Below are 17,354 nucleotides of genomic sequence, written 5' to 3'. Positions count from 1 at the left end.
CCCATGCTGACAGTCAAGAACATCCACCAGTACTACGGCGGCTCCCACATCCTCCGGGACGTGAGCTTCGAGGCAACGCTCGGCAAGGTCACGGTATTGCTGGGCCGCAACGGCGTAGGCAAGACCACGCTGCTGAAGTCGCTCATGGGCCTGGTGCCCATCAAGAGCGGCAGCATCGAACTCGAAGGCAAGCCCATCCACAAGGCCACGCCGTACGACAGGGCAAGAGCCGGCATCGGCTTCGTCCCGCAGGGCCGCGAGATCTTCGCGCGGCTCACGGTCGAGGAAAACCTGCGCATGGGCCTGGCCTACAAGAGCGGCAGCACGCCCATTCCGTCGGAGCTGTTCGACCTGTTCCCCGTGCTCAAGCAGATGATCAACAGAAGAGGCGGCGACCTCTCCGGCGGGCAGCAGCAGCAGCTTGCGATCGCCCGGGCCCTCGCGCCCAAGCCCAAGCTGCTGATCCTCGACGAGCCCACCGAGGGCATCCAGCCGAGCATCATCAAGGACATCGGCCGCGTCATCCGCATGCTGGCCGACCGCGGCGACATGGCCATCGTGCTGTGCGAGCAGTACTACGACTTCGCCCAGGAGCTGGCCGACGACTACCTCGTGATGGAGCGGGGCGAAGTCATTGCCCGCGGCCTTGGCAAGGACATGGAAGCCCAGGGCGTGCGCCAGCTCGTCGCCATCTGAACCCCTTGGGCAGGGCTTCGAAGCCCTGCCAGTACAAGGCCTTGGGCAACTGCGTATCGGCAGAAATTCAGGGTTTACCCTAAAATCCGGCTTCTGCCCGCGGCCGCCGGGCACCTTCCCAGGAGCCTGGCCTTGAACGCCTCCCCACCCGCGCTGGACAGCGCGGACACCGATATTTCCGTTTCTTCTTCTCCCGCCGCGCCCGTCAGCTTCCTGCGCGCGGTGCTCGCACTTGGCGTCGGCGGCTTTGCCATCGGCACCGGCGAATTCGTCATCATGGGCCTGTTGCCCGAAGTGGCGAAGGACATCGACGTCAGCATCCCGCAGGCAGGCCACGTCATCAGCGCCTACGCGCTCGGCGTGGTCATCGGCGCGCCCGTGCTCGCGGTGCTCGCCGCAGGCTGGCGCCGCCGCGCGCTGCTGATCGCGCTCATGGCCGTGTTCGCGGCCGGCAACTTCGCCAGCGCCGCGGCCCCCAACTATTTGCTGCTGAACCTGCTGCGCTTTGCCACCGGCCTGCCGCACGGCACCTACTTCGGCGTGGCCGCGCTCGTGGCCGCCACGCTCGCTCCACCGGGGCGCCGCGCGCGGGCCGTGGGGCTCGTCATGCTGGGGCTCACCGGCGCCACGCTGGTCGGCGTGCCCATCGCCGCCTGGCTGGGCCAGATCTTCGGCTGGCGCGCCGCCTTCGTGTTCGTCGGCGTGATCGCGCTGGTGGCCATCGCGCTGCTGCGCCGCGACATCCCCGACCTCGCAGCGCCCGCAGGCGCCAGCCCTTGGCGCGAACTCGGCGCGCTCAAGCGCAAGCAGGTGTGGTTCACGCTCGGCATCGGCGCCATCGGCTTCGGCGGCATGTTCTCGGTGTTCAGCTACATCAAGCCCACGCTCATCGAAGTGGCAGGCATGCCGCTGGGCGGCGTGCCCTTCGTGCTGGCGCTGTTCGGCCTGGGCATGGTCACCGGCAACCTCGTGGGCTCGCGCCTGGCCGACAAGTCGCTCATGCGCACCATCGGCGGCCTGCTGGTCTATGCGGCGCTGGTGCTCGCGATGTTCACCTTCGCGGCGCACAACGTCTTTACCGCGGCGTTCAACGTGTTCCTCATCGGCACCACCGTGGCCATCGGCCCGGCGCTGCAGATCCGGCTGATGGACGTGGCCGGCGATGCGCAGACGCTCGCTGCCGCACTCAACCACTCGGCCTTCAACATGGCCAACGCGCTCGGCGCGTGGCTCGGCGGCGTGGCCATTGCCGCGGGCCTGGGCTGGACCTCGACCGGCTGGGTCGGCGCCTTGCTGGCGCTGGCGGGCATGGGCGTGTTCGGTTGGGCGATTGCGAGCGCGCGCGCCGAAGCGCGCCGGCCCGAAACGGTTACTTGCTGAGGGCTGCGCCCTCGGGCGCGCCGCGTTCGCGCAGCAGCGACGCGAAGCGGCGAAGCTCCGCCGCGTTCAGGTCCGACACCGCCCACGCCTGCATGCCGCCCTGGGCCCATCGCGCCAGCTGGTAGCCCTGGCGCGTGGAGAACACGGGGCCCTGCGCCTTCGCATCGGCCGCCGGCCAGACGAACACATTGATCACATGCGGCCCTGAGCGATACACCAGCGCTGCCACGGTGCGCCCATCGAGGTAGTCGAGCCGCCCGCCAGTCAACGGAAAGCCTTCCGCAGCCAGGTCGGTCACCGGCGGTGAAAAGTCGAGCTTGCCGGCGAACCACGGCTTCACCGTGTGCTGGTCGGACGAGGCCACGTCGGCCAGGTGCGAGGCCATCAGCGAGCGCACGTGGTTTGCGGTGACGGCTTCGGCGAGCGCGTCCTGCGGTGGCATCGGCGTCGCGAGCAGCATCAGCGCAAGGCCCCAGGCCGTTGCCGCGCCCGTGCCGAACCATGCCAGGCCTTGCCACAAGCCGCGACGAGGCTGCTGCACCGGCGTGGGTGCGGTCACTGCCTCGGCGCGCACCGCCTGCCCGATGCGCTCGGCCAGCCCATCCGGCGGCGTGTGCCGCACGGCGTGACGCCGGATCAGCGTTCCCAGTTCTTCTTCAGACATTGACATGGTGGATCTTTCCTCCAGCGTCGCCAGCGGGCCGTTCGTCGCGCAGGCTGTCGCGCAGCAAGGCCCGCGCGCGCGACAGCCGCGACATCACCGTGCCCAGCGGCACGCCGGCAATGCGCGCGATGTCCTCGTAGCGCATCTCTTCGAGCTCGCGCAGCACGATCATTTCGCGGTACACCGGCGGCAGCGCGTCGATGGCGGCATTGATGCGCTCGCCCTGCGCGCGCTGCTCCCATTGCCGGGCCGGATCGCCGGCCCGCGCTGAAGAGTGGCCATCAGCCGCCTCGCTGTCGCGCAGTTCGTCGAACTCGACCTGGTCGGCCAACTGCCGGTTCTGCCGCATCCAGTCGTAGCAGGCATTGCGCACGATGCCCAGCAGCCATGGCCGCGCGCTCTCGCCGCGCAGCCCGTCGAAGAAGCGGAACGCACGCAGGTACGCCTCCTGCACCGCATCGTCGGCCAGCTGGTCGTCGCGCAACAACCAGCGCGCAAGATTCCACGCCGCATCGAGATGCGGCAACGCTGCGGCTTCGAACTGGCGTGTGCGATCGGTCGTCAACAGGCTCAATGGGCTCCTTCTTCCTGCATGACGGAGTGGCCTGGCGCCTTATTCCATCTTCTCCATCTTTTTTACCGACCCGCGTGGAATAAGCAGGGCACGCCATGCGTCATGCCCTGTGCGGATTCTGCTTGCTTCCGTTCAATTCCCCAGGAGGTTTTCACCATGCTCGCCATTCCCGGTTTCGCACGCATCCTCGTACTGCTCTCGGCCCTGGCCGCCTTGGCCGCCCCCGCCCTGGCCGCCGGGCCCAAGGCCTACGTCGGCAACTTCAAGGACAGCACCGTCAGCGTGATCGACACCGGCACCGAGCGCGTCGTCGCCACCGTGCCGGTGGCGGCCGGGCCGGACGGCATCATCGTCGCGCCGGGCGGGCGAAGCGTGTTCGTCAGCGGCTCCAGTGCCTCGACTGTGAGCGAGATCGATGCCGCCACCGACCACGTCGCGCGCAACATCGACGTCGGCAAAGGCCCGCAGGGCCTGGCCATGACGGCGGACGGCAAGTGGCTGCTGGTGGCCGTCAACGGCGACGACCGCGTGGCCTTCGTCGACACCACGGCCCACGGCGTGAGCGCTACCGTGCCGGTGCCCAAGCCGCACACCATCGCCATCCGGCCCGACGGGCGTCAGGCCTACGTTGCGTCGCAGGAGCCCGGCCATTTCGCGCTGGTCGTGATCGACATGACCACCCGCAGCGTGGTCACCGAGATCCCGCTCGACAAGCCACCGCGCGACCTGGAGTTCGGCCACGACGGCAAGGCGCTCTACCTCACGCTGGCTGGCGTGCCCGCGGTGCAGGTGCTCGACCCCGCCACCAACCAGTGGGGCGCGCCGGTTCCCACGGGCGTGTCGCCGCATATCGCACAGCACTTCGCGGGCATGGCCAGCGGGGTGGTGGTAGTGCAGGGCCCGGGCGAAGTCATGCTGTTCGACCCGGCCACGCGTGCGGCGGTGCGCAGCATCGGCGTGGGCAAGCAGCCGCATTGGCTCGACCTGTCGGCGGACGGCAAGAAGCTGTGGGTGAGCAACGAAGGCTCGAACGACGTCAGCGTGGTCGATCTTGCGGGTGGGCCGGTGCACACGGTGGCGGTGGGCAATGCGCCGCGCAAGGTCGCGGTGCAGCGAGTCGTGGCCGCCGAAGCCGCGCATGCCGGTAGCTCCAACCACGTGACTATCCGCAACTTCGCCTTCGAGCCCGCGCAGATCACGGTCAAGGCCGGTCAGCGCGTGAGCTGGCAGAACGACGACGGCGCGCCGCACGGCGTTGTCTTCAAGGACGGCGGCGCCGGCATCGACCTGCTGCTACCCGGCAAGACCTTCGCCCGCTCCTTCGACAAGCCGGGCACCTACGACTACGTGTGCTCGGTGCACCCTTACATGACGGCGCGCGTGACGGTCATTTCCCCCTGAGCTGCGCGCAGGCGATGCGGTGCCTATGATGGTTGAGCGGGCCAGGCATGTGCACGGCCCCTTCGCTTCCAAGGAGCCAACCCCCATGAGCATTCCCACCACGCGGCTCGGCCGCACCGGCCTTACCGTGTCCCGCCTTGCCCTCGGCACCATGACCTTCGGCCTGCAGACCGACGAGACGGTGTCGCACCAGATCCTCGACAAGGCTGCCGAAGGCGGCATCAACTTCCTCGACACCGCCGACGTGTACCCGCTCGGCGGCACCGTCGAGACCACCGGCCGCACCGAGGAAATCATCGGCCGCTGGCTGCAGAAGCAGGGCCCCACGGGCCGCCGCCGTTTCGTCGTCGCCACCAAGGCGGTCGGCAAGGTCGGCCCCAACAGCTGGGACCAGGGCGCGTCGCGCAAGCACCTGCTGGACGCCATCGACGCCTCGCTCAAGCGGCTGCAGACCGACCACGTCGACCTGTACCAGCTGCACAGCGACGACCGCGAGACGCCGCTCGAAGAAAGCCTGGAGGCGCTCGACGTCATCGTGAAGTCGGGGCGGGCGCGCTACATCGGTGTGTCGAACTTCCTGGCCTACCGGCTGGCGCGCGCGCTGGGCAAGGCCGAGCTGCACAAGCTCACGCGCTATGTGTCGGTTCAGCCGCGCTACAGCCTGCTGTTCCGCGAGATCGAGCGCGAGCTGCTGCCGCTGGTTGGCGAAGAGGGGCTGGGCGTGATTCCCTACAACCCCCTGGCGGGTGGCCTGCTGACCGGCAAGTACAAGCCCGGAGCCAAGCCGGAGGAAAACACCCGCTTCACGCTCGGCACCGCCGGCAACATGTACCAGGACCGCTACTGGAACGAGCGCAGCTTCAACACCGTGACGCAGCTGCACAAGCTGGCCGACGAGGCGGGCGTGCCGCTGGCAACGCTGGCCGTGGCGTGGGTGATGGCGAATCCGCTGATCACCGCGCCGCTGCTCGGCGCGAGCCGGCCCGACCAGCTCGACGCGACGCTGGCCGCCGCCGAATACAAGCTCGATCCGGCGCTGAAGCAGAAGCTCGACGAGCTGACCGCCGAGTACCGCAAGGGCGATGCCCCGCGCTGACGCTGAAACTGTCAGAACTGTCAGTTAGTCGACAGCGAGGGGTTTGATGAGGGTGCCTAGAGTGCCCTCATCATGGTTCTTTCCGACGTACCTCCTCTCTCGCGCGCGGCCCTCGCGCTGGCCGTCATGGTCCTCGCAGGCTGCGCTGTCGGCCCCGACTACGTCCGCCCGCAGATGGACGTGCCGGTCGCCTACAAGGAAACCGGCGGCCCCTGGAAAACCGCTGCCCCGCAGACCATCGACGCCAGCCACCCCTGGTGGGACGCCTACGGCGACAGCACACTCAGCGCGCTGATCGTGCAGGCCAACGCGGCCAACCAGAACATCCGCGTCGCCGAGGCGCAGTACCGCGAGGCGCAGGCCATCACCGCGGCAGCGCGCGCCAACTTCTTCCCGACCGTCGGCATCAACGCCGGTGCCACCCGTGCACAAAGCAACAGCACCGGCACCGTCAAGCTAGGCACCACCGACACCCTCGGCCTCGCCGCCAGCTGGGAGCCCGACATCTGGGGCGCGGTGCGCCGCTCGGTCGAGGCCGACAGCGCGAGCGAGCAGGCCAGCGCCGACGACCTCGCAGGCGCGCGGCTCAGCATCCAGACCACGCTCGCGCAAGACTATTTGCAGATCCGCGTGATCGACCTGCAACGCGACCTGTACGCCAGCACCACCACCGCCTACGCCAAGGCGCTTGAACTCACGCAGCACCAGTACGCGGCAGGCACAGTGCTGCGCTCCGACGTGGCGCTGGCAGAAAGCCAGCTCAAGACGGCGCAGGCCCAGGCCGTGGATCTCGACGCCCAGCGCGCCCAGCTCGAACACGCCATCGCGGTGCTGACGGGGCAGGCGCCCGCGTCGTTCTCGCTGCCGCCGCTCGAATCGTCGTCGCAGCCGCCCACGGCCGAAACGCTTTCTTCGGCCGCCGCGCTGCGCGTGCAGCTCCCGGTCACGCCAACGGGCCTGCCTTCGGAGCTGCTCGAACGCCGACCCGACATCGCCGGCGCCGAGCGCCGCGTGCAGGCAGCGAACGCCAACATCGGCGTGGCCAAGGCCGCGTACTTCCCGCAGATCGTGCTCAGCGCCAGCGGCGGCTTCAGCGCTGCCAGCCTGTCCACGCTCTTCAACACGCCCAGCCGCGTGTGGTCGCTCGGCGCGGCGCTGGCGCAGACCGTGTTCGACGGCGGCTTGCGCAAGGCGCACACCGACCAGGCCGTGGCCACCTACGACGCCTCGGTCGCGCAATACAAGCAGACCGTGCTCGGCGGCTTCCAGCAGGTGGAAGACAACCTCGCCACCCTGCGCGTGCTCGACAACGAATCCGCCCTGCAGGCCGATGCCGTGCGCGCCGCCCAACTCGCTGAGCGTCTGGCCCTGAGCCAGTACCGCGCCGGCACCGCCACCTACCTCAGTGTGGTGACGGCGCAGACGCTCTCGCTCACCAACCAGCGCACGGCCGCGCAGGTGCTCGGCCGCCAGCTGGCAGCCAGCGTCTCGCTGATCGCGGCCACGGGCGGCGGCTGGAACGCCGCCGATGCCGCACAAAAGACTTCCGGAAATTGACGCCATGACGACGACCGCAGACACCACCACAACGTACCCCCTGTTCCAACGCCGCTCCACCTGGCTCGCGGCCGCCACGCTCGTGGTCGTGCTGGGCGGCGGCGCCTGGGCGCTCACCCACCACGCGGCCAACGCAGCCAAGCCCGATGCGCCCAAGACTCCGCCGGTGCAGGTGACCACCGCACGCGTCACGCCGCAGACCGTGCAGGTCTATCGCTCGGGCATCGGCACCGTCGCCTCGATGGCCACCGTTACCGTCAAGGCGCGCATCGATGGCCAGCTCGACAAGGTCGGCTTCGTCGAAGGGCAGGACGTGAAGGCCGGCCAGCTGCTCGCGCAGCTCGACCCGCGCACGCTGCAAGCCCAGCTCGCGCAGGCGCAGGCCACCAAGGCGAAGGACCAGGCCACGCTCGTCAATGCGCGCGCCGACCTCAAGCGCTACACCACGCTGCTCTCGCAAGACGCCGCCACGCAGCAGCAGGTCGATACGCAGAAGGCCCTCGTCAACCAGCTCGAAGCCACCGTGCAGAACGACGCCGCGCAGGTGCAATTCGCCGAGGTGCAACTGAGCTTCACGCGCATCTCCTCGCCCATGAACGGCCGCGTAGGCGCGCGGCTGGTGGACCCGGGCAACATCGTTCACGCGACCGACACCAGCGGCCTCGTCGTCATCAACCAGATCGACCCCATCGCCGTGCAGTTCACGCTGCCCGAAGACGCGGTGCAGGACATCAACCGCGTGCAGCAGCAAAGCGCGCAGCCGCTCTCGGTGGTGGCCTTTGACCGCAGCGGCGCGCAGATGCTGGGCACCGGCAAGCTGATCTTGCTGAACAACCAGATCGACACCACCAGCGGCACCGTGCAGCTCAAGGGCAGCTTCGCCAACCCGCAGCACACGCTGTGGCCCGGCCAGTACGTCAACGTGCGGCTGCAGCTAGACCGCAGGCCCGATTCGCTCACCGTGCCCGCCGCCGCCATCCAGCGCGGACAGGACAACACCTACGTCTGGGTGGTCGATGCCGAGAACAAGGCCGAGAGCGTGCCCGTGCACGTGGTGCAGATCGCCGACGGCACGGCAGTTGTCGACAAGGGCCTGACAGCCGGCCAGCGCGTGGTGGTCGACGGCCAGTACAAACTCAAGCCCGGCGCCACCATCGTCGAGCCACCGCCCGCCGCCAAGAATGCAGATGGCAAAGATGGCAAGAAGGCCGCCAGCGGGAGCAGCAATTGAGCATCTCCGCCGCATTCATCAAGCGCCCCATCGGCACCACGCTGCTGGCGCTGGCCATCCTGCTGGTCGGTGCGGCGGTGTTTCCGCTGCTGCCGGTGGCGCCTCTGCCGCAGGTCGACTTTCCGACCATCCAGGTTTCGGCCAACTTGCCGGGCGCCAGTCCGGAAACCATGGCCTCCAACGTCGCGCAGCCGCTGGAGCGGCAGTTCTCGCTGATCGCGGGGCTGTCGCAGATGACGTCCACCAGCGGCCTGGGCTCCACGCAGATCACGCTGCAGTTCGACCTCGACCGCAGCATCGACGCCGCCGCCCTCGACGTGCAGGCTGCCATCAACGCATCCACCGGCCAGCTGCCCGCCAACCTGCCGAGCCCGCCCACCTTTCGCAAGGTGAACCCGGCCGACGCGCCAATCCTGATTCTTTCGGTGCAGTCGAAGACGCTGCCGCTCACCGAGGTGAACGACTACGCCGACAACATCCTCGCGCAGCAGATCTCGCAGATCTCCGGCGTGGGCCTGGTCAACATCGGCGGTGTGCAGAAGCCGGCCGTGCGCATCCAGGTCGACCCGGCCAAGCTCGCAGCGCTGGGCCTGAGCCTTGAAGACGTGCGCACCGTGCTTGCCTCGGCCACCGTCAATGCGCCCAAGGGCACCATCGACGGGCCGAACCAGAGCTTCACCGTCTACACCAACGACCAGTTGCTGAAGGCCCAACCGTGGAACGACGTGGTGCTGGCCTACCGCAACGGCGCGCCCATTCGCGTGCGCGACCTGGGCGTGGCGGTCGATGGCCCCGAGAACGCCAAGATCGCCGGCTGGGCCTACGCAGGCGCCGCCGCGCCCGAAGGCAGCAACGTGCAGAACGGCCGCTCCATCGTGCTCGCTATCACCAAGCAGCCAGGCGCCAACGTCATCGAAACGGTAGACCGCATCAACGCCGCGCTGCCGCGGCTGAAGGCGTCGATTCCGCCGACGGTGGACGTCAACGCCATCATCGACCGCACGCAGACCATTCGCGCCTCGGTGAAAGACGTGGAGTTCACGCTGCTGCTGACCATCGCGCTCGTGGTGGCCGTGATCTTCGTGTTCCTGCGCAACGTGCCGGCCACGCTCATTCCCAGCGTGACGGTGCCACTCGCGCTGCTGGGCACGGTGGCGGTGATGTACCTGCTGGGCTACAGCCTCGACAACCTCTCACTCATGGCGCTGACCATCGCGGTCGGCTTCGTGGTGGACGACGCCATCGTGATGCTGGAGAACATCTACCGCTACGTCGAAGAGGGCATGTCGGCCGTCGAGGCCGCCTACAAGGGCGCGAGCGAAATCGGCTTCACCATCATCTCGATCTCGGTGTCGCTGGTGGCGGTGTTCATTCCGCTGCTGCTCATGGGCGGCATCGTTGGGCGCCTCTTCCGCGAGTTTGCGGTAACGGTCACGCTCACCATCGTGGTGAGCGTGGTGATCTCGCTCACGCTCACGCCCATGCTGTGCTCGCGCTTCCTGAAGAACGAGCACGGCAACAAGCACGGGCGCCTGTACCAACTGTTCGAGCGCGGCTTCGACGCCATGCTCAACGGCTACAAGCGCGGGCTGCACGTGGTGCTCGACCACCAGTTCATCACGCTGATGGTGTTCATTGCCACGGTGGCCGCCACCGGCGTGCTGTTCGCGATCATCCCGAAGGGCTTCTTCCCGCAGCAGGACACCGGCTTCATCTCGGGCTTTGCCGAGTCGGCTCAAGACGCATCCTTCGCGTCGATGAACGCCCGCATGCTCGAACTGGCCGACGTGGTGCGCAAGGACCCTGACGTGACCGGCTTCGGCATGAACGGCAGCTCGTCCACCTACAACACCGGCAACTTCTTCATCAGCCTGAAGCCCAAGGACGAAGGCCGCACCGCCACCGCCGACGAGATCATCACGCGCCTGCGCCCGCAGCTCGCCAAGGTGCAAGGCGTGAACCTGTTCCTGCAGGCCGGGCAAGATATTCGCGTGGGCGGACGCGCCTCGCGCACGCAGTACCAGTACACGGTGACCGACGCCAACCTCGACGAGCTCAACACCTGGGCACCCCAGTTGCTCGCGCGCTTCAAGCAGCTGCCAGAAATTACCGACCTGGCCTCCGACCAGCAGAACGCCGCGGCGTCCGCCGTGCTCACCATCGACCGCGACCGCGCGTCGAGCTTCGGCATTTCTCCCGCCACCATCGACGCCACGCTGTACGACGCCATCGGCCAGCGCCAGGTGGCGCAGTACTTCACGCAGCTCAACAGCTACCACGTGGTGCTGGAGGTAACGCCCGAGCTGCAGCAAGACCCGTCGCTCTTCAGCAAGCTGTACCTCAACTCGCCGCTCACCGGACAGCAGGTGCCGCTGTCGACCTTCGTGAAGGTGGACACCAGCAAGACGGCCTACCTGTCGATCAGCCACCAGGGCCAGTTCCCGGCGGTGACCATCTCGTTCAACCTCGCGCCGGGCCATGCGCTGGGCGACGCGGTGAACGCCATCAACAAGGCGCAGGCCGAGATGGGCCTGCCGCAGTCGCTCACCGGTTCGTTCCAGGGCACGGCGCAGGCCTTCCAGGATTCGCTGGCCTCGCAGCCCTACCTGATTGCGGCGGCGCTGGTGGCGGTGTACATCGTGCTGGGCCTGCTGTACGAGAGCTACATCCACCCGCTGACGATTCTGTCGACGCTGCCCTCGGCCGGCGTGGGAGCCTTGCTGATATTGATGGCAGGCGGCTACGACCTGAGCGTGATTGCGCTGATCGGCATCATCCTGCTGATCGGCATCGTGAAGAAGAACGGCATCATGATGATCGACTTCGCGCTCAAGGCCGAGCGCGAGCAGGGCATGTCGCCGCACGACGCCATCTACCAGGCCTGCCTGCTGCGCTTCCGCCCGATCATGATGACCACCATGTGCGCACTGCTCTCGGGCCTGCCGCTGATGCTGGGCCACGGTTCGGGCTCCGAGCTGCGCCGGCCGCTGGGATACGCGATGGTCGGCGGGCTGATACTCTCGCAGGCACTCACCCTGTTCACCACGCCGGTGGTCTACCTCTACCTCGACCGTGCCCACTACTGGTACATGAATCGCAAGGAAGCGCGCAAGGCCCGCAAGGCAGCGAAGGAAGGCAAGGCCCCGGTGCCGGCCGAGGCGCACTGATGAGCGCCGGCTGACACCACGGACAGGGACGGAGACAGAGACAAAAACGCCATGAAGATCCTGATAGTCGAAGACGAGCTGAGAACCGCGGACTACCTCTCCAAGGGGTTGACCGAGCAGGGCTGCGCCGTCGACATGGCGCACAACGGCATCGACGGCCAGCACCTGGCGCTCACGCACGACTACGACGTGATCGTGCTCGACGTGATGCTGCCCGGGCAGGACGGCTTCTCGGTGCTGCGCGCGCTGCGTGCCGTCAAGCAGACGCCGGTCATCATGCTCACCGCGCGCGACAGCGTGGAAGACCGCATCAAGGGCCTGCACGAAGGCGCGGACGACTACCTCGTCAAGCCCTTCTCGTTTCTCGAGCTGCTGGCGCGGCTGCAGGCGCTGAACCGGCGCGGCCGCAAGCAGGAGCCGATGCAGCTGCGCATTGCCGACCTGCAGGTCGACCTGCTGGCGCGCAAGGCTTTTCGTGGCAGTGGCGGCGGCAACACGCGCATCGACCTCACGGCCAAGGAGTTTGCGCTGCTCGCCGTGCTGGCAAGGCGCCAGGGCGAGATCCTGTCGAAGACCGCCATCGCCGAGCTGGTATGGGACATGAATTTCGACAGCAACACCAACGTGGTCGAGGTGGCCATCAAGCGGCTGCGCGACAAGATCGACGTGCCCTTCAGCCCGAAGCTGCTGCACACCATCCGCGGCATGGGCTATGTGATGGAAGTGCGCGACGGCGACAGCAACACCGCCGAGGGGGAGGGCGCCGCACCGTGAAGCGCTCGATCACCGCGCGGCTGGTCATCATGTTCGCCGCGGCGGCGCTCGCGACCTTTGCGCTGACCGGCTTTGCGCTGCACAGGGTGCTGATTCGCGAGCTGGACCGGCACCAGTACGAAGAGCTCGACACCACGCTCAAGAGCCTGCAGTTCTGGATCAAGGCCATCGACACCCCCGAGCGCTGGACCCGCGTGCAGGCGCGCATGGATGCGCTCACGCCAGAGGACGGCAGCGTGCGCTTCTGGGTGCTCAGCGACGATCCGCGCTTCCAGTACGGCAAGGGCCTTGCCGAAATCGACGGCCTCACGCGCGAGGCCACCGGCCACACCAGCAGCGTCGTGCTGCCGGGGCAGGAGAGGCCGTTTCGCACGCTGTCCGTGCACATCGAGCCCCATGCGCAGCGGCCGGCCGTGCGGCTGATCGTCGGGCGCAACACCGAGCCTTATGCGCGCACGCGCCAGACCTTTCTGACCGCGCTGGCCGCGCTCGGGCTGGGGTCGGCGCTGGTGGTGGCCATTGCCGGCTACTGGATCGCACGCGTGGGGTTGCGGCCGCTGGAGCGGCTTTCGGCCGAGGCGCAGGCGCTGCGGCCGAAGACCTTGTCGCAGCGGCTGCAGTCGGGGGCCTTGCCGGTCGAACTCTCGGCGCTGGCCGAGGCCTTCAACGGTGCATTGAACCGGCTCGAAGAGGCCTACGGACAGCTCGAATCGTTCAACGCCGACGTGGCGCACGAACTGCGCACGCCGCTGGCCAACCTCATCGGCAGCACGCAGGTGGCACTGTCGCGCCAGCGCAGCGCGGGCGAGTTCCAGGAGGTGCTGCAGGCCAACCTCGAAGACCTGGAGCGCGTGCGCTCCATCGTCAACGACATGCTGTTCCTCGCGCGCGCCGACCGCGGCGAAGTGGCGACCGGGCTGGTGCTCACGCCCGTGGCGCAGGAAGTGCGCAAGACCATCGAGTTCTTCGAGTTCGTGCTCGACGAGACGCGCACGCAGGTCGCCATCGAGGGAGACGTGCTGGCCGAGGCGCGGCTGGAAAGCGCGCTGTTCCGCCGCGCCATGTCGAACCTGCTGCAGAACGCCATCGAGCATTCGAAGCCCGGCGCGCAGATTGCCGTGACGCTGCGCGAGGAGGCTGCCTCGACGTGGATCACCGTGTCGAACCCAGGCGCGCCCATCGACGAGCAGCATCTGCAGCACTTGTTCGACCGGTTCTACCGTGTCGATGCCGCACGCAACGACGGCGGCGAGCACCACGGCCACGGGCTGGGGCTGGCCATCGTGAAGGCGGTGGCGAGCATGCACGGGGGCCAGGTGAGCGCATCGAGCGAAGGCGGCCTGAACACCTTTGGTTTCAGCGTGGCGCGCCCCCCTGAAAAACTCGCTGGCTGAAGCCGCCCGCCAATGGCCTGTGCCCAGTACGTTCTTGGGCCATGCCCGAGAATCGCGGTTCGCATGAACCGCACGCAACCACCGCAAATTCATCCAGCATCCGGACAAGGGCAGCCATGGCGCAGCTGATGTCCCTGCTCGTGCAGAACGCGATCCTGGTGGTGTTTGCTGCCAGTTTTGCCGCACGCCTCGGGCTGCCGGTGCCGGCGGCCGCGGTGCTGGTGGTGACGGGCGCGCTGCTGGCGGCGGGCGATGTCTCGGTGCCCGGCGTGGTGGCGGCTGCAGTCGTCGCCAACCTGCTGGGCGACGGTGCGTGGTTCTATGCCGGACGGCGCTTCGGCTACCGCTTCATGCGCCTGCTGTGCCGCATCTCGCTGTCGCCCGACACCTGCGTGCGGCGCGGCGAATCGCTCATTACCGACTGGGGCGGCATGTCGCTCGTGGCCGCGAAGTTCGTGCCGGGCGTGTCGGTGGTGGCGCCGCCCATGGCGGGGGCGCTGGGCATGTCGGTGCGGCGCTTCATCGGCTTCGACATTGGCGCAGCGCTGGTCTGGACGGGCCTCTTCCTCGGGCTGGGCTGGGTGTTCCGCAACCAGATCCAGGAAGTGCTGGCCGTCATGGCGCAGGCAGGCGGCATCGCCACTGCTGCGCTGGGCGTGCTGCTGCTGGTGATCCTCGCGGTGCGCTACTGGCGCCGACGGGCCTTCATGCGGCTCACGGGCATGCCGCGCATCTCGGTGGAAGAGTTGCACGAACTGCTGAGCGGGGAAGAGCCGCCGCTGGTGATCGACGTGCGCGGCCAGGCCGGTATGCAGGTCGACCCGCGCCGCATTCCGGGTGCAGAGGCGTACACGCTCAAGGCGCTGCAGCAGCGCAGCCTCGACCTCTCGCATGCATCCGGGCGCGTCGTGGTGCTGTACTGCAACTGCCCCAACGAGGTGTCGGCCGCGCAGGCTGCACGCGTGCTGCTGGCGCGCGGTGCGCGGCGGGCCCTGCCGCTGACCGGTGGGCTCGACGCGTGGGTGGCCTCTGGCCGGCCCACCAGCGTGGACTGACCTCGCGCCTGCAGAAATCGGCCCTGCGTGCTAAGGTGCCCGGGCTTCGGGTTAACCCCTAAGTCCCTCCACCCCGCAATCGGCAACCGGGATTCCTCTGTGTCCTCTTCCGCTCCCACAGCCTCTCCGGCCGCTTCGACCGCAACAGGCCTCACGCCCGCGCTCACGCTGGTCTTCGCCATCGCCTGCGGCCTGTGCGTGGCCAACATCTACTACGCCCAGCCGCTGATCGGCCCCATCTCCGACACGCTGCAGCTGCACGCCGGGCTGGCCGGCCTGATCATGACGCTTACCCAGCTCGGCTACGGCGCCGGCCTGCTGCTGCTGGTGCCGCTGGCCGACGTGGTCGAGAACCGCAGGCTCATCGTCGGTGCGCTGTTCGGCGCGGTTATCGGGCTGGTGGGCATTGCGCTCTCGGACTCGGCCGTTACCTTCCTGGCTGCCTCCTTCGTGGTTGGCACATGCGCGGTCGCGGCGCAGGTGCTGCTGCCCTTTGCCTCGCACCTCGCGCCGGAGGCCACGCGCGGCAAGGTGGTCGGCAACATCATGGCCGGGCTGCTGGGCGGGATCATGCTGGCGCGGCCCTTTGCCAGCGTGGTGGCTTCGGCGCTGGGCTGGCGCGCGGTGTTCTGGCTGTCGGCCGTTCTGATGGCCACCCTCATCGTCGTGCTGTGGCGCGTGCTGCCGCAGCGGCAGCCGCATGCCTCGGTGGGCTACGCGCGCACCATGGCCTCGCTGCCCGGCATCGTGTGGAACACACCGCTGCTGCGCCGGCGCGGCTTCTACCAGGGAATGATGTTCTCCGGCTTCCAGGCCTTCTGGACGGCCGTGCCGCTGGCGCTGGTGCACGAGTTCGGCATGGGGCAGCGCGGCATTGCGCTGTTCGCGCTGGCGGGTGCTGCCGGTGCGCTGATGGCACCACTGGCGGGTAGGCTGGCCGACAGGGGGCTGACGCGGCCTGCCACAGGAGCCGCCATCGTCGTCGCGCTGCTTTCCTTCGTGCTCGGCGCGATCGCCATGCACTACCACTCGCTGGCCGGGCTGGTCGCGGCGGGCATCCTGCTCGACGGGGCGGTGCAGCTGTGCCAGGTGCTCAACTTCCGCAGCCTGTTCATGCTGGCGCCCGAACTGCGTGGCCGGCTCAATGGGCTGTTCATGACCTTCATCTTCATCTGCGCCGCAGTGGCCTCGGGCATTGCAGCTGCCGTGTATGCCTTCCACGGATGGAGCGGCTTGTGCCTGCTGGGCGGCGGCTATGTGCTGCTGGCGCTGCTCTACTACGCGACCGAGTTCCGCCAGCAACCTTCGGCCGTGCCCGTCGGCAGGTAGCAGACGCAAACGACCGTAGACTCGTTCGCTTTGCGTTGCATTCAATGAGCTCGCCGATTTTTTCGCGGTCCATTCAGGTAACCCAAACCGACGCGAGCGGTATCTGGCCCATCTTGCTGCTTTGCACGGCTTACTCCGTATTGATCGCCGGCGTGGCGTCGTGGGCTATCGACCCGGATGCGAAGGGGTGGTACATCGCGCTTGGCATGGTGATCATGCTTGCGTTCATAGCGTTGTGGCTGGTGGGCCTGGTGTTCGTCGTGCGTGCATGGATCTGGGTCGAGACGCATTGGCTGCAATCGGCCAAAGGCCGGGCAAAGCCGTTCAACGAATGCACCCACGTCGACGTCGGCGAAGGCGGTTTCTCCGTGCAAGGGCTTGGCCACGTCGATTGGATCGACGTGCTGACCCTCGAAGGGATTCCCGACAGCGACAACTATCTGATCGTTCACACACGGCCATTCAGGAAGCTGATGCTGACGGCACCTGTCGATGAACTGGCGCCGGTCATCAACCACTATCTCGCGCTGAGAAGCAGCGTCAAGGCAACGCGAACGGGCACTCTGCAAAGCCGCGCCATGGTTTTTTGCTGGCGATGCTTTCTCGCCTGGATCTGGGCGGGGTATGCGTTGGCTGGCGCCGCAGGCATCGCGTTGCTCCTCAACGTGTCAGATGCAGGATTCATGAAAACCATGGTGGGCCTCTGCGTGCTCATGCCACTGATCGCGTGGCTGGTCTGGGCCATTCCTGTCTCGCAGATCAGCACCTTTTCGCATTCGCGAGTGCGAGCCTTCGAACTCGACGGCACGCGGCTGCGCAGCATCGACGGTGCTTGGCAATTCGACCTGCTGCGAGCTCGCGTCAGCCGTCGCCGTGCCAGCGGTATCGGCTACGAATTCACTTTCCTGACCGTTCGCCCGGAGTCTGGAAAGAGGCTCGATCTGATACTGGAAGGCGGAGCCGATCAGGAGGCGTTGCTGGACGCCTTGAGCGATCGAGGCTTGCTGCCTGCGATGAACCCGCAAGGCTGAACGCC

The 17,354-nt window shown here is 67.7% G+C and carries 14 protein-coding genes; 12 read left to right on the top strand and 2 right to left on the bottom strand.

Annotated features, from left to right (window positions below; translation table 11 throughout):
- Window positions 1–3 precede the first annotated feature (3 nt).
- A complete protein-coding gene (urtE, locus tag ACTG4X_RS26295) occupies window positions 4–696 on the top strand; it encodes an urea ABC transporter ATP-binding subunit UrtE (protein WP_015866784.1) in 693 nt (230 codons plus the stop codon).
- 132 nt (window positions 697–828) lie between these two features.
- Window positions 829–2,076, top strand: a complete 1,248-nt coding sequence (locus ACTG4X_RS26290; protein ID WP_093058620.1) for an MFS transporter — start codon at window positions 829–831, stop codon at window positions 2,074–2,076.
- Here the strand turns inward: ACTG4X_RS26290 and ACTG4X_RS26285 are convergent.
- Window positions 2,066–2,746: an anti-sigma factor family protein gene (locus ACTG4X_RS26285; protein WP_440532303.1), complete on the bottom strand. Its 681-nt coding sequence runs from the start codon at window positions 2,744–2,746 to the stop codon at window positions 2,066–2,068. The two genes, ACTG4X_RS26290 and ACTG4X_RS26285, sit on opposite strands and share 11 nt — an antisense overlap.
- Complete coding sequence (locus tag ACTG4X_RS26280; protein WP_440532302.1) at window positions 2,733–3,314, bottom strand: sigma-70 family RNA polymerase sigma factor; 582 nt, start codon at window positions 3,312–3,314, stop codon at window positions 2,733–2,735. Before ACTG4X_RS26280 ends, ACTG4X_RS26285 begins: the two co-directional genes overlap by 14 nt.
- 156 nt (window positions 3,315–3,470) lie before the next feature.
- Between ACTG4X_RS26280 and ACTG4X_RS26275 the strand changes: the two genes are divergently transcribed.
- From ACTG4X_RS26275 to ACTG4X_RS26230, 10 genes are all read left to right on the top strand, one after another.
- Entirely contained in the window at window positions 3,471–4,715 is a 1,245-nt protein-coding gene (locus tag ACTG4X_RS26275) for a YVTN family beta-propeller repeat protein (protein WP_440532301.1), read from the top strand.
- Window positions 4,716–4,800: 85 nt separating this feature from the next.
- Window positions 4,801–5,811 (top strand): aldo/keto reductase, encoded by a 1,011-nt coding sequence (locus tag ACTG4X_RS26270; RefSeq protein WP_093058623.1) that lies wholly within the window; start codon window positions 4,801–4,803, stop codon window positions 5,809–5,811.
- 72 nt (window positions 5,812–5,883) lie between these two features.
- On the top strand, window positions 5,884–7,368 hold the full coding sequence (locus ACTG4X_RS26265) for an efflux transporter outer membrane subunit (protein ID WP_440532300.1): 1,485 nt from the start codon (window positions 5,884–5,886) through the stop codon (window positions 7,366–7,368).
- Window positions 7,369–7,372: 4 nt separating this feature from the next.
- Window positions 7,373–8,599, top strand: a complete 1,227-nt coding sequence (locus ACTG4X_RS26260; protein ID WP_440532299.1) for an efflux RND transporter periplasmic adaptor subunit — start codon at window positions 7,373–7,375, stop codon at window positions 8,597–8,599.
- Window positions 8,596–11,766, top strand: a complete 3,171-nt coding sequence (locus ACTG4X_RS26255; protein WP_093058626.1) for an efflux RND transporter permease subunit — start codon at window positions 8,596–8,598, stop codon at window positions 11,764–11,766. The genes ACTG4X_RS26260 and ACTG4X_RS26255 overlap by 4 nt, the downstream gene beginning before the upstream one ends.
- A 51-nt stretch (window positions 11,767–11,817) precedes the next feature.
- Window positions 11,818–12,540, top strand: coding sequence for a heavy metal response regulator transcription factor (locus ACTG4X_RS26250; RefSeq protein ID WP_093058627.1), 723 nt, complete (start codon window positions 11,818–11,820; stop codon window positions 12,538–12,540).
- Window positions 12,537–13,934 carry a heavy metal sensor histidine kinase gene (locus ACTG4X_RS26245; protein WP_440532298.1) on the top strand — a complete coding sequence of 466 codons (1,398 nt, stop codon included), beginning with the start codon at window positions 12,537–12,539 and terminating at the stop codon, window positions 13,932–13,934. Before ACTG4X_RS26250 ends, ACTG4X_RS26245 begins: the two co-directional genes overlap by 4 nt.
- A gap of 116 nt (window positions 13,935–14,050) precedes the next feature.
- Window positions 14,051–14,989, top strand: a complete 939-nt coding sequence (locus ACTG4X_RS26240) for a VTT domain-containing protein (protein ID WP_097198404.1) — start codon at window positions 14,051–14,053, stop codon at window positions 14,987–14,989.
- 99 nt (window positions 14,990–15,088) lie between these two features.
- Complete coding sequence (locus ACTG4X_RS26235) at window positions 15,089–16,318, top strand: MFS transporter (RefSeq protein WP_440532297.1); 1,230 nt, start codon at window positions 15,089–15,091, stop codon at window positions 16,316–16,318.
- A 44-nt stretch (window positions 16,319–16,362) separates the two neighbouring features.
- The gene (locus tag ACTG4X_RS26230; protein WP_440532296.1) at window positions 16,363–17,349 is read left to right on the top strand and encodes a hypothetical protein; all 987 of its coding nucleotides are present in this window, start codon (window positions 16,363–16,365) and stop codon (window positions 17,347–17,349) included.
- Window positions 17,350–17,354 lie beyond the last annotated feature (5 nt).

Source organism: Variovorax sp. YR566, assembly GCF_051992195.1.
GTDB lineage: Bacteria > Pseudomonadota > Gammaproteobacteria > Burkholderiales > Burkholderiaceae_C > Variovorax.
Note: the sequence above shows the minus strand (reverse complement) of the source record. Positions and strands in the feature narration are given on the sequence as shown.

Excerpts from the sequence above, each read along its gene's own strand:
- urtE (WP_015866784.1), top strand. The coding sequence starts at position 4 with ATGCTGACAGTCAAGAACATCCACCAGTACTACGGCGGCTCCCACATC.
- ACTG4X_RS26285 (WP_440532303.1), bottom strand. The coding sequence starts at position 2,746 with ATGTCAATGTCTGAAGAAGAACTGGGAACGCTGATCCGGCGTCACGCC.
- ACTG4X_RS26275 (WP_440532301.1), top strand. The coding sequence starts at position 3,471 with ATGCTCGCCATTCCCGGTTTCGCACGCATCCTCGTACTGCTCTCGGCC.
- ACTG4X_RS26270 (WP_093058623.1), top strand. The coding sequence starts at position 4,801 with ATGAGCATTCCCACCACGCGGCTCGGCCGCACCGGCCTTACCGTGTCC.
- ACTG4X_RS26265 (WP_440532300.1), top strand. The coding sequence starts at position 5,884 with ATGGTTCTTTCCGACGTACCTCCTCTCTCGCGCGCGGCCCTCGCGCTG.
- ACTG4X_RS26260 (WP_440532299.1), top strand. The coding sequence starts at position 7,373 with ATGACGACGACCGCAGACACCACCACAACGTACCCCCTGTTCCAACGC.
- ACTG4X_RS26250 (WP_093058627.1), top strand. The coding sequence starts at position 11,818 with ATGAAGATCCTGATAGTCGAAGACGAGCTGAGAACCGCGGACTACCTC.
- ACTG4X_RS26240 (WP_097198404.1), top strand. The coding sequence starts at position 14,051 with ATGGCGCAGCTGATGTCCCTGCTCGTGCAGAACGCGATCCTGGTGGTG.
- ACTG4X_RS26230 (WP_440532296.1), top strand. The coding sequence starts at position 16,363 with ATGAGCTCGCCGATTTTTTCGCGGTCCATTCAGGTAACCCAAACCGAC.